This window comes from Pseudomonas sp. F1_0610, assembly GCF_047470865.1.
Taxonomy (GTDB): Bacteria; Pseudomonadota; Gammaproteobacteria; order Pseudomonadales; family Pseudomonadaceae; genus JAZDRH01.
Genome location: NZ_JAZDRH010000031.1, coordinates 1 through 17,246, shown reverse-complemented (window position 1 = coordinate 17,246; position 17,246 = coordinate 1). Strand labels below are relative to the sequence as shown.

Annotated in this window: 12 protein-coding genes and 5 tRNA genes; 13 read left to right on the top strand and 4 right to left on the bottom strand. The window is 41.1% G+C overall.

Annotated elements, in window-relative coordinates; all coding sequences use genetic code 11:
- Window positions 1-36: 36 nt before the first annotated feature.
- Complete coding sequence (locus VQ643_RS14070) at window positions 37-483, bottom strand: universal stress protein (protein ID WP_414200550.1); 447 nt, start codon at window positions 481-483, stop codon at window positions 37-39.
- Between the two features lie 376 nt (window positions 484-859).
- Between VQ643_RS14070 and fadB the strand changes: the two genes are divergently transcribed.
- The 6 genes from fadB (at window position 860) to VQ643_RS14040 (ending at window position 8,453) form a co-directional block, all read left to right on the top strand.
- Window positions 860-3,007, top strand: a complete 2,148-nt coding sequence (fadB, locus tag VQ643_RS14065) for a fatty acid oxidation complex subunit alpha FadB (RefSeq protein ID WP_414200598.1) — start codon at window positions 860-862, stop codon at window positions 3,005-3,007.
- A gap of 31 nt (window positions 3,008-3,038) precedes the next feature.
- Window positions 3,039-4,214, top strand: coding sequence for an acetyl-CoA C-acyltransferase FadA (fadA, locus tag VQ643_RS14060; RefSeq protein WP_414200548.1), 1,176 nt, complete (start codon window positions 3,039-3,041; stop codon window positions 4,212-4,214).
- A gap of 60 nt (window positions 4,215-4,274) precedes the next feature.
- Window positions 4,275-4,514: a DUF1653 domain-containing protein gene (locus tag VQ643_RS14055; RefSeq protein WP_414200546.1), complete on the top strand. Its 240-nt coding sequence runs from the start codon at window positions 4,275-4,277 to the stop codon at window positions 4,512-4,514.
- 133 nt (window positions 4,515-4,647) lie between these two features.
- Window positions 4,648-7,230, top strand: coding sequence for a type I DNA topoisomerase (gene topA / locus VQ643_RS14050; protein ID WP_414200544.1), 2,583 nt, complete (start codon window positions 4,648-4,650; stop codon window positions 7,228-7,230).
- 90 nt (window positions 7,231-7,320) lie between these two features.
- Complete coding sequence (locus VQ643_RS14045) at window positions 7,321-7,572, top strand: hypothetical protein (RefSeq protein WP_414200542.1); 252 nt, start codon at window positions 7,321-7,323, stop codon at window positions 7,570-7,572.
- A gap of 8 nt (window positions 7,573-7,580) precedes the next feature.
- The gene (locus VQ643_RS14040) at window positions 7,581-8,453 is read left to right on the top strand and encodes a pseudouridine synthase (protein ID WP_414200540.1); all 873 of its coding nucleotides are present in this window, start codon (window positions 7,581-7,583) and stop codon (window positions 8,451-8,453) included.
- Between the two features lie 87 nt (window positions 8,454-8,540).
- Here VQ643_RS14040 and VQ643_RS14035 read toward each other — a convergent pair whose 3' ends face one another.
- Together VQ643_RS14035 and dacB are read right to left on the bottom strand one after the other, a co-directional pair.
- Complete coding sequence (locus VQ643_RS14035; protein ID WP_414200538.1) at window positions 8,541-9,932, bottom strand: SLC13 family permease; 1,392 nt, start codon at window positions 9,930-9,932, stop codon at window positions 8,541-8,543.
- Between the two features lie 151 nt (window positions 9,933-10,083).
- Window positions 10,084-11,532, bottom strand: a complete 1,449-nt coding sequence (dacB, locus tag VQ643_RS14030) for a D-alanyl-D-alanine carboxypeptidase/D-alanyl-D-alanine-endopeptidase (protein WP_414200596.1) — start codon at window positions 11,530-11,532, stop codon at window positions 10,084-10,086.
- Between the two features lie 161 nt (window positions 11,533-11,693).
- Here dacB and VQ643_RS14025 point away from each other — a divergent pair, with 161 nt between their 5' ends.
- Window positions 11,694-12,035 (top strand): YggL family protein, encoded by a 342-nt coding sequence (locus tag VQ643_RS14025; RefSeq protein WP_414200536.1) that lies wholly within the window; start codon window positions 11,694-11,696, stop codon window positions 12,033-12,035.
- Window positions 12,036-12,068: 33 nt separating this feature from the next.
- Here VQ643_RS14025 and folD read toward each other — a convergent pair whose 3' ends face one another.
- Window positions 12,069-12,929, bottom strand: a complete 861-nt coding sequence (gene folD, locus VQ643_RS14020; RefSeq protein WP_414200534.1) for a bifunctional methylenetetrahydrofolate dehydrogenase/methenyltetrahydrofolate cyclohydrolase FolD — start codon at window positions 12,927-12,929, stop codon at window positions 12,069-12,071.
- A 242-nt stretch (window positions 12,930-13,171) separates the two neighbouring features.
- Here folD and VQ643_RS14015 point away from each other — a divergent pair.
- From VQ643_RS14015 to VQ643_RS13990, 6 genes are all read left to right on the top strand, one after another.
- Window positions 13,172-13,248 (top strand) — tRNA-Arg (locus tag VQ643_RS14015).
- 35 nt (window positions 13,249-13,283) lie between these two features.
- A tRNA-His gene (locus tag VQ643_RS14010) sits at window positions 13,284-13,359 on the top strand.
- 6 nt (window positions 13,360-13,365) lie between these two features.
- A tRNA-Leu gene (locus VQ643_RS14005) sits at window positions 13,366-13,450 on the top strand.
- Window positions 13,451-13,512: 62 nt separating this feature from the next.
- Window positions 13,513-13,588, top strand: a tRNA-His gene (locus VQ643_RS14000).
- A 6-nt stretch (window positions 13,589-13,594) separates the two neighbouring features.
- Window positions 13,595-13,679: transfer RNA gene (locus tag VQ643_RS13995), tRNA-Leu, on the top strand.
- 178 nt (window positions 13,680-13,857) lie between these two features.
- Window positions 13,858-17,058 carry an autotransporter outer membrane beta-barrel domain-containing protein gene (locus VQ643_RS13990; protein WP_414200532.1) on the top strand — a complete coding sequence of 1,067 codons (3,201 nt, stop codon included), beginning with the start codon at window positions 13,858-13,860 and terminating at the stop codon, window positions 17,056-17,058.
- Window positions 17,059-17,246: the final 188 nt, after the last annotated feature.

Genomic DNA, 17,246 nt, shown 5'->3' with positions numbered 1-17,246 from the left:
AGATTAACAATAAAGGCGCTTAAAGCGCCTTTATTGTTAAATGCTATTAAAACGTTTTATATCAACTGCCAATACATCACAGGGTGCTCCTGAAAGCACGTCATTAGTAGTGGAGCCTAAAATCAGTGCTAATCCATGGCGGCCATGACTACCTACCATAATAAGGTCAACATTCTGCTCTATAGCAAATTGATGGATGGCTTGCTTGGGTTGCCCAAGCACAACATGTTTATCTGTTGCCTTAATATCAGCCAGTGGTGCTGTGAACTCATCTAGACGAGCAATGGCGCTTTGCATTTGTTGTTCTTGCAATTGTGATAAATCCATAGGAACGTCAGCGCCAAATGCAATTGCTATGGGCTCAATCACATGAATAAAAGATAGTTTGGCATTGAGTGCGCAAGCTAGCTCATACACATGTTTAAATCCATTACGCGCCTCATCAGCTAAGTCCGTTGCTACTAAAATATGTTGATAAATCATCTGATATCTCCAGTAGAGCTGATTGAATAATTAACCTTTATTGAAAATACCGAATACTGTGAAGCCGTGCAACTTTTCTATTGGCTCTAGTAACTAGCCTCCCTTTTCTCCTTCAAAGTACCCTCAAAAGCAGAACTGGTGAGTTCTACCTAATCAAACTTTAGTGTTAATTAAAACCGTCTAGAGCTTTTCTCGCTAATTTTGCGAGAGAAGATAATTGACAACTGGGTTCTTTTGCTTGAATGTGTGCTCAGAGAAATCAAACAAGCGTATGAATTTTTCTGCGATTATGTTTGAATGCTGTACGGCGAGTGTTTTTGTTCGCTTAAACACTTGATAAATAACTGCTTAGCTTCCATCAGATGGAGATCAGTTGATGATTTACGAAGGTAAAGCCATCACGGTACAAGCGCTTGAGAACGGAATTGTTGAATTAAAATTCGATCTTCAAGGCGAGTCCGTAAATAAATTCAATCGTCAAACCTTAGAAGAGCTAAACCAAGCGGTTGATGCTATTCAAAATGATAAATCTAAAAAAGCAGTGCTTGTCACTAGCGGTAAAGAGGTATTTATCGTAGGTGCTGACATTACAGAGTTTGGTGAGAACTTTAAGGCTTCAGAAGAAGATATTGCTGCTCATCTGATTAGTGTAAATGGGATTTTTAGTAAGTTTGAAGACTTAGACGTGCCAACGGCAGTCGCTATTAACGGCGTTGCCTTAGGTGGTGGTCTTGAAATGTGTTTAGCAGCGGATTACCGCGTATTAGCGGATGGTGTGAAAATCGGCTTGCCAGAAGTAAAACTGGGAATTTACCCAGGATTTGGCGGCACAGTGCGCATGCCTCGTCTAGTTGGTGCGGATAACGCCATTGAGTGGATTGCAGCAGGTAAAGAAGGGCGTAGTGAAGAATCACTAAAAATCGGTTTAGTAGATGCTGTGGTTAAGGCTGATTTACTGCGTGATGCCACTATTGACTTACTGCAGCGAGCCATTTCAGGTGAGTTGGACTGGCAGGCTAAACGTGCGCCTAAATTAGAAAAATTAAAGCTAAATGCTATGGAACAAATGATGTCGTTTGAAACGGCAAAAGGTTTTGTAGCCGGCAAAGCTGGCCCTAACTATCCTGCTCCTGTAGAAGCTATTAAAACGATTCAAAAAGCGGCTAATCTGACCCGTGATAAGGCAATCGAAGTCGAAGCTAAAGGCTTTGCCAAACTCGCCAAAACAGATGTTTGTCAAGCTTTAGTAGGCTTGTTCTTAAACGATCAAGCATTAAAACAAAAGGCCAAGCACTACGACAAAATTTCAGGTGATGTAAACCTTGCTTCAGTATTGGGTGCTGGCATTATGGGGGGGGGTATCGCCTATCAGTCAGCTCTAAAAGGCACGCCTATCTTAATGAAAGATATTCGTGAAGAGGGCATTCAAGCTGGTCTGGATGAAGCTTCAAAATTATTGGTAAAACGTCTTGAGAAAAAACGTTTAGAACCGATGGCAATGGCGCAAGCGCTAACACGTATTCGCCCAACTATGTCATATGGCGATTTTAAAAACGTCGATATTGTAGTCGAAGCTGTTGTTGAAAATCCAAAAGTTAAACAAATTGTTTTAGCCGAAGTTGAAGATCAAGTACGTGAAGACACTATCTTGGCATCTAATACCTCTACTATTTCGATTAACCTATTAGCTAAGTCGTTAAAACGCCCAGAAAACTTTGTTGGTATGCACTTTTTTAACCCTGTGCATATGATGCCATTGGTTGAAGTTATTCGTGGCGAAAAGTCTTCTGAAAAAGCGGTAGCCACTACAGTGGCTTATGCGAAAAAAATGGGCAAAAACCCTATTGTTGTAAATGATTGTCCTGGCTTTTTAGTTAATCGTGTACTTTTCCCGTACTTTGGTGGCTTTGCTCGTTTAGTGAGTTTGGGCGTTGATTTTGTACGTATTGATAAGATCATGGAAAGATTTGGTTGGCCTATGGGGCCTGCTTATTTGATGGACGTGGTTGGGATCGACACTGGACATCATGGCCGTGACGTAATGGCTGAAGGCTTTCCTGATCGTATGAAGGACGACCGTCGTACAGCAATTGATGCGCTTTATGATGCTAATCGTTTAGGTCAGAAAAACGGTAAAGGCTTCTATGTTTATGAAACAGATAAGCGCGGCAAGCCAAAAAAAGTAGTAGATGAGTCTGTTCTCGAGGTGCTAGCACCAATCGTTTATGAAAAACGTGAAGTAACAGATGAAGACATCATTAATTACATGATGATTCCTTTGTGCTTAGAAACTGTGCGTTGCCTAGAAGATGGCATTGTTGAAACCGCAGCAGAAGCAGATATGGGGTTGATTTACGGTATTGGTTTCCCACCATTCCGTGGCGGTGCATTACGTTACATTGATAGCATTGGTGTAGCTGAGTTTGTGGCACTGGCTGATAAATATGCTGATCTTGGTCCGTTATATCACCCAACTGAAAAACTGCGTGAAATGGCGAAAAACGGTAAGAAGTTTTTCAACTAATAACGGACAGGTTTAGAGCGAGAGAATAGATATGAGCTTAAATCCAAGAGATGCAGTTATTGTCGATTTCGGACGCACACCAATGGGGCGTTCTAAAGGCGGCATGCACCGTAATACACGCGCTGAAAACATGTCGGCGCACTTGATTACTAAATTGTTAGAGCGCAACACAAAGGTTGATCCGAACGAAGTTGAAGATGTTATTTGGGGTTGTGTTAACCAAACCTTAGAGCAAGGTTGGAATATTGCCCGTATGGCTTCGTTAATGACGCCAATTCCACACACCAGTTCAGCTCAAACAGTCAGCCGTCTTTGCGGTTCATCTATGAGTGCTTTGCAAACTGCGGTACAAGCCATTCAAACAGGTAATGGTGATGTATTTGTAGTGGGTGGTGTAGAGCATATGGGGCACGTAGGTATGATGCATGGTGTTGATCCTAACCCACAGCAGTCACTTTACGCTGCCAAAGCATCTGGCATGATGGGCTTAACAGCAGAATTGCTAGGTAAAATGCATGGTATTACACGTGAAGCTCAAGATAAATTTGCTTTGCGTTCACACCAGTTAGCACACAAGGCGACTATAGAAGGAAATTTCAAAGATGAAATTATCCCTATGGAAGGCTATGATGCAGACGGCAAGCTACAGATGTTCGATTACGACGAGACTATTCGTCCTGAGACAACTCTGGAAGGCTTAACAGCATTACGTCCAGCCTTTAACCCTAAAGGCGGCACTGTGACAGCCGGCTCATCATCACAAATTACGGATGGTGCATCTTGTATGATTGTGATGTCATGGGAACGTGCTAAAGCGCTGGGTATTGAACCTATGGCAGTGGTACGTGCTATGGCGGTGGCGGGTGTTGATCCTTCGATTATGGGTTACGGCCCAGTTCCTGCAACGAAAAAAGCGCTTAAACGTGCAGGTTTAAATGTTGAAGATATTGATTTCTGGGAACTTAACGAAGCCTTTGCAGCCCAGTCATTACCTGTACTGAAAGACCTTAAACTGCTTGAACAAATGGATCAAAAAGTAAACCTACATGGTGGGGCAATTGCTTTAGGCCATCCATTTGGTTGTTCTGGCGCACGTATTTCAGGCACACTATTGAACGTTATGAAACAAAATAACGGGCGCCTAGGTGTGGCTACTATGTGTATTGGCTTAGGACAAGGTATTACTACAGTATTTGAGCGAATTTAATCCTCAAAGGTAGTTGAAATCGGGGCTTTGGCCCCGATTTTTATTTTAAAAGAGAATAAAATGGCATTAGAGTTAGGCATTTATCGTCATTATAAAGGGCAGCTGTACCGTGTTTATGCCTTGGCAAAACATTCTGAAACAGAAGAAGTTTTTGTTTTTTATCAAACCCTGTATGGAAAATTTGACTTTTGGGTTAGACCTTTAACAATGTTTTGTGAGAAGGTAAAAATAGAGGGGCAAGAACAGCCTCGTTTTGCTTTAGTAGAAGCCTGTGATGCTCCATTTACTGAGAAAAACTAAATTTTGTAAGTGAAAAACTTGACCTTCACCAATAAGGCACTATATATAGCGCCTAATAATTCTGTAGTTCTGTTGATGTGTAGTTTAAGAGCTGCGATATCCGATTCATTTAATAGCAGGAAACGACCGAGCAATGGGTAAATCGCTGGTTATTGTGGAATCCCCGGCTAAAGCCAAGACCATCAATAAATATTTGGGTAGCCAATATGTGGTTAAATCCAGTATTGGACATATCCGAGATTTACCTACCAGTGGTGCGGCGGGTAAAAGCTCAAGCACTAGCCAAACTAAGCTTTCCGCCAAAGAAAAAGCGCAGCGTCAATTGGTAGCGCGCATGGGTATTGACCCGGAAAACGGCTGGAAGGCGCATTATGAAATTTTGCCAGGCAAAGAAAAAGTTATTGAAGAGCTACGCCGTTTAGCCAAAGATGCAGATACTATCTATCTCGCAACGGACTTGGATAGAGAAGGAGAGGCTATTGCATGGCATTTACGCGAAGCTATCGGTGGTGACGAATCACGTTATAAACGTGTTGTTTTTAATGAAATTACTAAAAAAGCCATTCAGCAAGCCTTTGCCCAACCGAGCACCTTAAATTTAGATCAAGTGGACGCTCAACAAGCACGCCGTTTTTTAGATCGTGTTGTGGGCTTTATGGTTTCCCCTTTGTTATGGAAAAAAATTGCGCGCGGCTTATCTGCAGGCCGTGTGCAATCTGTAGCAGTGAAGCTTGTAGTAGATCGTGAAAAAGAAATTCGCGCTTTTGTGCCTGAGGAGTTTTGGCAAATCTTTGCCGATTTAGGTGCAAAAAAAGAATCTGTACGCTTTGAAGTCATTAAACAAAATGATGAAAACTTCCGTCCGCTAAATCAAGCCCAAGCGGATGCAGCAGTAAGGCAGTTACAGGCCAGTAATTACAATGTTATTAAGCGTACTGATAAACCTACCAGCAGTAAGGCTTCAGCTCCTTTTATTACCTCAACGTTACAGCAAGCAGCTAGCACACGTTTAGGCTTTGGTGTAAAGAAAACTATGATGCTAGCCCAGCGTTTATACGAGGCTGGGCATATTACCTACATGCGTACTGACTCGACCAATTTATCTAGCGATGCGCTAGATATGGTACGTAATTATATTGATAGTGAATTTGGTAAGCAGTATCTGCCTGAAAAACCAAACTTTTACAGCAGTAAAGAAAATGCGCAAGAAGCGCACGAAGCCATACGTCCATCAGATGTCCAGCGTTTACCTGAAAAGCTAACCGATATGGAGCGTGATGCGCAGCGTTTGTATGAAATTATTTGGCGCCAGTTTGTAGCTTGCCAGATGACACCAGCTGAGTACTTATCGAGCAGTTTAAGTGTGCAGTCAGGTGAGTTTGAGTTGCGTGCCAAAGGACGCATCATGAAGTTTGATGGTTATACGCGCGTCTTGCCACAAAATAAAAGTGCAGAAGATGCAGTTTTGCCAGATATTAAAGAAGGGCAAGTCTTAGATTTGCTAAAACTAGATCCAGTACAGAATTTTACCAAGCCTCCTGCGCGCTACTCTGAAGCCAGTTTAGTTAAAGAGCTAGAAAAACGAGGTATTGGTCGACCATCAACCTATGCCTCGATTATTTCTACGATTCAAGACCGTGGTTATGTGGCTATTCAAAATCGACGTTTTTATGCTGAAAAGATGGGCGATATTGTTACTGAACGACTGAATGAAAGCTTCCCAGATTTAATGGATTATGGCTTTACAGCTGGAATGGAAGAGCGCCTAGACGATATTGCTCAAGGCAGCTTAGGCTGGAAGAAATTGCTAGATAGTTTCTATGGTGACTTTAAACAGAAGCTGGAAACAGCCGAAGACAGCAAAGCGGGCATGCGTGAAAACACGCCAACCTTAACTAATATTGCATGTAAAGATTGTGGCCGCCCAATGCAGATAAGAACAGCCTCAACGGGTGTATTTTTAGGTTGTTCAGGCTATGCATTACCTCCAAAAGAGCGTTGCAAAACCACAATGAATCTTGTACCTGGCGATGAAATTGCAGCAGATGATGAAGGTGAGTCAGAATCGCGCTTGTTACGCCATAAACGTCGTTGTCAGAAGTGTGGCTCGGCAATGGATGCTTATCTATTAGATGAGCACCGTAAGCTGCATATTTGCGGCAATAATCCAGACTGCGATGGTTACGAAATTGAGCAAGGCCAATTCCGTATTAAAGGATACGATGGCCCAAGCCTAGAATGCGATAAGTGCGGTAGTGATATGCAGCTAAAAACTGGCCGTTTTGGAAAGTTTTTTGGCTGCACTAATGGCGAATGCAAAAATACACGTAAACTACTGAAAAATGGCGAGGCTGCACCACCTAAGATTGATCCTGTAGCTATGCCAGAGTTGCGTTGTGAAAAAGTAGATGATACCTATGTGCTACGAGACGGTGCATCTGGGCTGTTTTTAGCGGCTAGCCAATTCCCTAAAAAACGTGAAACACGAGCACCTTTGGTATCTGAGTTGATTCCACATAAAGCAGAAATTGATCCTAAATACCACTACTTACTTTCAGCTCCACAACAAGATCCAGATGGGCAGCCTGCAGTTATTCGTTTTAGCCGCAAAACCAAAGAACAATATGTTCAATCTGAAGTAGCCGGCAAACCGACAGGTTGGCGTGCGACCTATGATGGAAAACAGTGGATTGTTGAGGATAAGCGCAAGAAATAGCAAAAAGCCACCTTAGGGTGGCTTTTTCTTAAGTTGGGTGCATGCTAGGGTTCTGTTAAACTAAACGTAAATATTGATTAGGTTATTGAAATGTCGTCTGCTTTTTTAGAAATTGTTGAGTTACCTGATGGTCGTATCGTATTGCGTCGCTCTGAAGAAGAGGGTCCGCTGGTAACCCTAACTTTTTCCAGTGAGACAAAAGAAGTGTTAAAAGAACGCTATATTGATGTTGCTAAAGCTATGTTTCATGCTGGGCTGCAAGAGGCTGGGAATCTAAATGAGGAAGACCTATTTTTAGATGAAGATGATTCTGTAGAAGAAAAACCACATCTTTTGCACTAACACGTAACATGGTTGAAAAACCCTTAGGAGCGAGCACTGTATTTTTGCCAGAGGGTAATTGGCAGACAGTTTATCAAGCGTTATGTGCTCGTTTCCCGAATATTTCTCCAGCAGTTTGGCAAGCACGTTTTCATTTTAAAAAAGTGCTAAATAGCCAGTTACAGCCCCTTTCTACTAGTACAGCGTATCAACAGGGGGCTCAAATATTTTACTTTCGTGAAGTAGATGCAGAGCCTGAAGTGCCTTTTCAAGAACAGATATTATATGAAAATGAACATCTGCTTGTGGTAGATAAACCGCATTTTTTGGTAGTTGCACCTGTAGGTATGTATGTTGAGCAGAGCTTGCTTCGACGTTTGCAACATAAAACCGGCAATGCTGATCTAGTGCCTATTCATCGGCTAGATAGAGTCACAGCTGGATTAGTATTATTCGCCAAAACCCCAATAGCACGTGATGCCTATCATGCTTTATTTCGCTCAAGGGCAGTAACAAAACGCTATCAAGCCTTGGCAAAACCTTTGCCTGATCGCCAGTTTCCTTTTAATTATTCTAGCCATATAACAAAAGGAGAGCCTTTTTTTCGTATGCGAGAAGGGATAGGCGAAGTTAACAGCGAAACACGTTTAGAAGTACTGGCTAAGATGGATAACTATTGGCATTATGCACTGTACCCAGTAACAGGTAAAAAGCACCAGTTACGCGTACATATGGCAGCTTTAGGTGCCCCTATTCTAAATGACGAGTTTTATCCTGTCATGGCAGAGCAAGAGACAACAGATTTTTCACATCCACTTAAGCTACTGGCTTCTGATTTATCTTTTTTTGATCCATTCACTAAAGAGCAGCAGCACTTTTCTACCCAGTTATCCTTGTTTTAACGACTTATGTGTTTTCAGTCAATCAATAAAAAGCCCCAAAATGAACTAACGTTTTGGGGCTTTTTATTGTGCTAGGAAGTGTCTATCTTACATAAGGAAGAAATAGCCCCATAGTGACAGAATAATGACACAGATTAGGTTAAGTACACCGCCTGCTACAATCATTTCACGCTGACGAATAGCGCCTGTCCCAAACACAATAGCATTAGGTGGTGTAGCTACAGGGAGCATAAAGGCACAAGAGGCACCGATACCTATCATCATAACAAGCACCAAAGGTGGCACTTGCATCTGCTGAGCAACACCAGCAAAAACTGGTACTAACAAGGCTGCTGAGGCCGTGTTGCTAGTAAACTCAGTTAAAATAATGATAAAGGTAACTACAGATAAAATAACAACATAAACAGGTGCATCACCAAATACGTGAGCCATCATGTTGCCAAGTTCGGCAGAAGCACCTGTGATATCTAAAATAGCGCTAAGTGTTAAGCCTCCACCAAATAAGTAAAGTACGCCCCAGTCTGTATTTTCTGAAATTTGGCGCCAATCGGTGACGCCAAATAATACCACCGCAATAGCAGCACAAAGAGCAATAAAGCTGTCAGGACTGGCAATACCAAGTGTATTTTTAATCCAAGTGCCACCAATCCAAGCGGCAGCAGTCAGCACGAAAATAATCATGGTGGTGATACGAGCAGGATTCCATGGGATGTCTTCCGTTTCAACTTGAATTCTTTGTCCTAACTTTGGCTTAAATACAAAGTAAAGGGTCAGTATCATCACGGGCAATAGAACAAGCATGATAGGTAGGCCAAACTTGAACCAGCCCACGAAATCTAAGCCCAAGTTTTTAGCTGTAATAGCGTTAGGTGGTGAGCCTACTAAGGTGCCTAGTCCGCCAATACTGGCAGAATAAGCAATACCTAATAACATAAAGACAAAGGTGCCGCGGTCTTTAGTGCTATCTAGCTGGCTAAGAATACCCATAGCTAAGGGTAGCATCATTGCAGCGGTGGCAGTATTGCTGATCCACATTGAGAGTAATGCAGTAACCCCAAAAATAGCAAAGGCTGTAACACCTAAGTGTGCACCTGATAAAGAGATTAGCCAAAACGCAATTTTCTTATCAATTTTTTGCACATGTAAAGCAGAAGCCAGAGCAAAACCACCAAAGAATAAGAAAATAATAGGGTCTGAGAAGGCTTGCAGTGCTGTTTTTGTATTAATGTCTTCAATGCCAATAGCAATAGCAACTACTGGAATTAATAGGGCTGTAATGGTGACATGAATGGCTTCTGTTAGCCACAAAATAGCAATTAATGTTAATAGCGCTATGCCACGGTTGGCTTGATCACTAAATGGTAGCGTTGAGTAGATAGTAAAAGCAGCAATAATAGCAATAGCTGTAATAATAAGACCTTTAACATATTTGCCTCGATAAACCTCAGGCAAGTCTGTAGGTTGTGGATTATTACCCATGATGAAACCCTAAATTAACCATTAAGGGGCGAAGTGTATATTGATCATAAGGGGTAAGAAACACTTCAATAGACTTTAGTCGTATAAAAATCAGTAAATTACCTGATTTTTATACGAAGTTTTATGATTTTATATTGATAATTTATCGATATTAATGACTTGGATTCTCATAAAGTTCTAATAGAGCTTTGTCTAATACAGCAGCTCCACCCCAAGGCTGGTCATGGTTAATAATAGCTACAACAGCCCATGTTTCTCCGTTTTTGTCACGCGTAAAGCCTGCAATAGCGCGCACATTACGTAAGGTGCCTGTTTTAATATGAGCTTGTCCACGAATATCTGTGTTTTTTAAGCGGCTACGCATAGTGCCGTCCATAGCAGCAATCGGCATGGAGGAAATAAACTCAGCGGCATAAGGACTTTTCCATGCAGCTTGTAGTAAAGCGCCTAACTCACGAGCGGTAACTTGCTCTTTGCGGGATAAACCAGATCCGTTTTCGATAACGAGATTGTTAGCCACGATTTTTTTATCCATTAACCACTTGGCGACCATGCGTCGAGCGGCGGCTGCGTCATCAACATCAGCACTGGTTCGGTAGTGCCGTCCAATGCTTAAGAAGACCTGCTTTGCCATGGTGTTATTACTGTATTTGTTGATATCACGAATCACTTCAGTTAAATCGGAAGAGTAGGCACGAGTCAGTAATTTTGCATCAGCAGGTACAGTAGTTAGAAGGTCTTTGCCACTAATAGTGCCCCCCATTTCAGCCCAAATGCTACGTATGACATCAGCCGCATAACTGGAATGATCGAGTAAGGCCATGTATTTTTGTGCACTACAGCCTTCGGCGAGATTGCCACTTATAGCAAGAGTGGACTTACTGCCTGTATCAAAAGATGTATAACTTAGTTTATCGGGATAAACACAGCGGCCTTTAGGCTGAAGGGTGACATAGTTTTCAATGCGTAAATTGGTTACCGGTGGTTCAGTAGTGATTTTAACGCCAGAGGCTTCTGCACGAACAATTACACGCATTGCTTTAAAGTTAATGAGTAACGAGTCTGGCTCTACTAAGTAAGGTTTGTTTTGATCTTCACCATCATCATCAAAGGCTTCTAACTGAGGTAAAACAAAATGATTTCGGTCTAGGATTAAATCGCCTTTAATATGCTGTACGCCATTGGCACGTAAGTCTCGCAGTAAAAGCCAGAGCTTCTCCATGTTTAGCTTAGGATCGCCGCCGCCTTTAACGTAGAGGTTGCCATGTAAAATACCATCACGTACTTCCCCATCAGTAAAAAACTCTGTTTTCCATTGAAAGGAAGCGCCTAATAACTCAAGTGCAGCATAGGTTGTCACAAGCTTCATGGTAGAAGCCGGATTAACAGGAACATCCGCGTTAAAATAGCGCGCTGGGGCTTGTTTGTTGGTCAAAGGGATGCTGACAAGTGAAAAAGCGCTGGGGTCAATTTTCTGGCGTGCAAGTTCTTTGCTAACCGCCTCAGGTAGTGTATTGATGCTGGCAGCCACCGCCGGCAACTGTAAAGAAAGTCCCAATAATGTATAGGAAGCCAAACGAGCAGCCGTCTTTAATGACAGGCGAGGTAATAATAATGAAAACACAACAAAATCCTCGAAAAATAAAGTGCATACCGCTGGTACTTAATAGTAAACATCTTAACTTATGCATGACAGCTTATTTAACTGCTTTCTTTGAATAAAAACTGTTAAGATGCCCCATTATTTGAGGAGAAAGTAGCATGGCTAAAAATCGTTCACGTCGTTTACGCAAAAAATTATTTGTTGACGAGTTCCAAGAGTTAGGTTTCACCGTTAAGTATAACTATGCAGATAACCTTACAGACGAGCAAATTGATACCTTTATTGTTGACTTTGTGTTGAATGTAGTAGAAGCCAACGGCATGGGCTACTTGTATGATTATAATTGTGATCGTATTTGCTTAGCAAAACGTGGTTCTGTAACTGAAGAGCAACGTAAATTAGTGGCAGATTGGTTAAGTGCTCGCACAGATATTACAGATTTAGAAATCAGTGAATTGGTTGATATTTGGTATCCTGAGACACCCGTAGTTAAAGCATAAACGAAAAGGGCGCTAATCAGCGCCCTTATCAATTTAGCTATTTTTTTCTAGATTCTCGCACGCTTCTAGTGTGTTCTCTAATAAGCAAGCGCGTGTCATAGGGCCAACGCCCCCAGGTACAGGTGTAATAAACCCTGCACGATTGACTGCCACATCAAATTCTACATCACCAATTAACTTACCACTCTCTAAGCGATTGATCCCTACATCAATAACAATTGAACCGGGTTTAATCCACTCGCCTTTCACTAATCCAGGTTTACCAACAGCAACCACTACTAAGTCAGCATTGCGTACATGGGCTTCTAAATCTTTAGTAAAACGGTGGGTCACAGTTGTAGTACAGCCTGCTAACAATAATTCAAGCGCCATAGGACGGCCTACAATATTGGAGGCACCAACAATTACAGCGTTTAAACCGTGCAAGTTCACACCTGTGGTTTGCAGTAACGCAATAATACCTTTAGGTGTGCAAGGGCGCAGTAAGGGGGTGCGTTGTGCGAGCCGACCAATATTATAAGGATGGAAACCATCAACATCTTTTTTAGGATTAATACGTTCTAATAAAAGAGAGGAGTCTAAATGTGCTGGTAGCGGTAACTGCACTAAAATACCATCAATAGTAGTATCAGTATTCAGGTTATCAATCAGTGTGAGTAATTCTTCTTGAGAAGTGCTTGCTGGCAAATCGTAAGCTTTTGAAATAAAGCCAACTTGTTCGCAATCTTTACGCTTATGCGCCACATAAACTTCAGAGGCAGGATCATTACCAACTAAAATTACCGCAAGGCCAGGGGCGCGTAAGCCTTTATTTAGGCGGTCTTGAACTTTTTGTGAGAGCGTTTGGCGCACACTTGCAGCAAGTGCTTTACCATCTATTAGTTGAGCTGTCATGAGGGCTAGTAACCGTAAAGAGTAAAACTAAGAAGTTGATTATTGTCGCATGCTTAGCGCTTGGGGCAAAGATTTAACCACCGCTTTCCTTGCTAAGAATCCTATCGTACTGATTTTTTTAAAAAAAATTAAAAAACAGTTGACGTGTTGCTTGCTTATGCATAATATACGCCCCGCTTACCAAGCACAGCCTAGAGCGCCATTTTATGGTACTTGGCAAGGCTACTACGAATCGCTGTAAAGCGCCCGTAGCTCAGCTGGATAGAGCACCCGCCTTCTAAGCGGGTGGTCGCAGGTTCGAGTCCTGCCGGGCGCGCCATAGCGTGGTGTTTGGTAAAGAGCTTTACTTATGTGGTGGGCGTAGCTCAGTTGGTAGAGCCCAGGATTGTGATTCCTGTTGTCGTGGGTTCGATCCCCATCGTCCACCCCAGATTTTGCGGAAGTGGTGAAATTGGTAGACACACCAGATTTAGGTTCTGGCGCCGCGAGGTGTGAGAGTTCGAGTCTCTCCTTCCGCACCATATTCGAATCGAAAGATTCAAGACTTGTTGATATGTCAGCAGGTTGTTGTAACCACTTAGTGGTGGGCGTAGCTCAGTTGGTAGAGCCCAGGATTGTGATTCCTGTCGTCGTGGGTTCGATCCCCATCGTCCACCCCAGATTCTGCGGAAATGGTGAAATTGGTAGACACACCAGATTTAGGTTCTGGCGCCGCGAGGTGTGAGAGTTCGAGTCTCTCTTTCCGCACCATATGTAAGTCAAAGTGACTTATAAAGCTTGAAGCCCCTCAATAGAGGGGCTTTTTTTTTGCCTTGCATCAATGAACTTTTCTAGGTTTTTCTGTGATGTATTTCGCTAAATAAAAGCACTTGTGTTTTTAAGCTTTAAAAGTTTGCTAATATATATTTTATTTGAAAGGGAATTCAAAATGAAATTTACAAGGAAAAAGCTGTTTTTATCCATTGCACTTCTTAACTTAGCTACTGTTAGTGGTTTTGTTAATGCTAAAGTCTATCTGCCAACTAGCCTAGAAGAGCCAACCTTCAGACACAAGACTGGTGATCAAGAGTTATCCCTTGACGGTGACAAAGTATTTTCTGCTACATCAGGTTTTGATATAAAAGGTGGTAATGTAACACTTAAGAATACTGAAATTCAGGCGGCCAAGAATGCTTTCTATGTGTTTACTGATGCTAGACAGCGAGCGGATGTTACACTAGACAATATTACTATTAAATATAACCCCCAAGACTTTCAAAATGCACTCAATGATGCGGGTATAGGGCTCGTTGCGCCAGATAACTCAAACAGCAAAGGTATTTTCTTGTCAACTAACGCTAGAGCGTCTGGGGGCGAAAGGGTTTTTGCAGATATTAAAAATACCAATGTAACTGTTACTGGAAATGCATTATATGCTACAGGCACTGATCTTAATGTTACAAACTCATCATTTACTAGTTTAACTGATGAGAAGATAGCTGTAATTGTTGAAGGAAATACAACAGCTGTATTAAAAAATGTAAATATAAATTCTAGAGATACAGGGTTAAGTATAGCCAATAAAAGCTTTCGTGGTGTTCCATCTACATTAGTTTGGGATGGAGGTGAAATTAATATAAATTATAAAAATAATCTTGCTAAAAATAAAAATATTTTCGGTGTTCAAGTAGCAGCTGAAGCCATAGCTGATATTAAAAACTTAAAAATTAATATTAATCGTGATAAATCCCATAGTGAAGAAAATAAAACTGCAACCTATGGTGTTGCTATTGTAACGGACCCACCTTCAGTAACAGCAAATGGAACATTAGCTACCTTAGATAATATAGACATTAAAATTAATGGATATGCTGTTGGTTCTATAGGCTTGATAGATACAGAAAGTGTAGTGAATGCAAACAATATAAATATTGAAATGAAGGCGAGTGATTCAATTGGTGCTATTGCAAGAGGCAAGCGCGCTATATTGACAATGAATAACTCTACTATACGTATGACTCAAGATGTAGCTAACCAGCATTTTTCAACTAGTGCTATTAGAGCTGATAAGGGTAGTAGTATAATTTTTAATAGCGGATTTATTATTGTAGACTCAGTTAAAGGGCGTGCATTTGATATCATAGATGAGTCTAAAGTTAGTATTTCGAATACAAAAGTAACAGCTATTAATACTGTAGGAAATATTGATCCTTTAGTTTCTATTAATGGTGGTTCGTTTGAAGCCGTTAAGAGTAGTTTAGCAACTCAGGGAGATAATCGAGTTTTATTCGCTGCTAAAGCGCAAGGAAAAGACACGGAAAGTAATAAAGTAAATAGTATTAAACTTTCGGAAGTTGTTGCTTCAGTAGAAGGTAAAAACTCTAAATATCTACAAACAGGCTATCAGAGCAAAACAAGTTTTGTAGTTGAAAACTCAACGTTTAGTGGAGCTGAACGTGGCTTTGAAAGCTCCTCAGATGCTGAAAATAACATAGATTTTTCGGGGTCTAATTTAGCAGCAATAAACGAGATGTTTTATGTTCGAAATGCAAAGTATAATGTTAATCTAAATAATTCTAAAGTTATTAGTGGTGACTATTTAATTAAAACAGTTGATAAGGCTGGAGAGATTAACTTAGTTTCTAACAATTCTCGCTTGGAAGGAAAGGTATCCAAATTTACAGGGTCAGGTAGTGTATTAGGTAAAACTAATATAACAATGACAGATAGCGAATGGGTTACGGATTCTGGATCGAATCTTGATAAGCTAACATTAGATAACTCAAATATTAAATTCAAAACAGCTCAGCCAGGTAATATTCTTGAGATTAACCAGCTCTCTAGCACTAACTCCTTTATAGAGTTGAATACTGTATTTGGCGATGATTCATCATTAACAGATAAAATTATCATTAATGGCTCAGCTAAAGGGCAGACTGGGCTTAAATTTGTTAATGCTGGTGGAGCCGGTGCTAGTACGAAAAATGGCATTCTAGTGGTAGATGCTATAAATAATGCTACAACAGATGCTGATGCTTTTTATTTACATCAAGGTTCAACAGGATATCGCGCGGCTACTGGATCCAAAGAAGCCTCCATTGCTGTAGGTGCCTATGATTATTTCTTAATACGCGGAGCTGATCAAAGTAAGAATGAATCTAACTGGTATCTCTCCTCGGTTAAAAATCCGGATATTATTCCACCAGTAGATCCAGACGATGAAATTGAGTATCGTCCAGAAGTAGGTGGTTATTTGGCTAATTTGCAATTAGCCACAAGGTTACAACGTCATAAGTGGCAGGATCGCCGCGGTCAAACACTCAATCAAGACGCTGATTCTATCGCTTGGATTAGAGTTCAAGCTGATAAGTCATCCTTTAATGATCAGTTTGGCTCGAAGCGACGTACAACGAGTGAGCTTATTCACTTTGGTACTGATGTCTGGCGCCATGCTATGAGTGATGGAAGTCGTTTGGATATTGGTGTTATGGGGCTGCTAGGCAAAGGCGAAACCAAAACCCACAATAGCCATACTAAAGCGAAGTCCTCTTTAGATAGTTATAACTTTGGTGCCTATCTAACATGGCAGCAAACACCAAATCAGCACACAGGTGGCTATCTAGATTCATGGCTAATGTACGGTACAGTAGATAACAAGGTTAAAGGTGATGGGTTAGCATCAGAAAGCTATAAAACAAAAGCCTATTCAGCCTCTCTTGAGGGCGGCTATACAGTTGCGCTGAACCAGCATCAAACTTGGTATTTGCAACCACAGGCGCAGCTTATTTGGTCAGGATATAACGCTGGTCATCACACAGAAAATAGTAATACTCAGGTGAAGTGGAAGTCTGACAATCAATTAACAACCCGTTTAGGAACGCGTTTGTTAGCTGATTTTGAAACGGGTTCTGGGGTTAAAATGCAACCCTTTGTTGAGGCTAACTATTGGAACTATTCAAATAATAGTAAAATGATTTTTGATAAGGACAAGGTCAAAGATAAGGCACCAACTAATGCTGTTGAATTATCCCTTGGCTTACAAGCTAGCACCCAGAATAACATTGATATTTGGACGCGCTTGTCTGTTGAAAAGGGAAATCATCAGTATAGGCATATTAATGGTCAGCTTGGTGTAACTTATCACTGGTAAATATAATAGTATAATCTGTTTTTCTTAAATCTCACTTCTTTTGAGGTGAGATTTAAGATACTTACACTGTAATTAATTAAAGCAACTGCCTTAAATTAGTTGGTAACTGTTTGGCTAGAATAAATGAGTAAATTTTTATTTTAGCTGGTCTGTTAAATATATAATAAATTTTAAATTATTAATTTAGG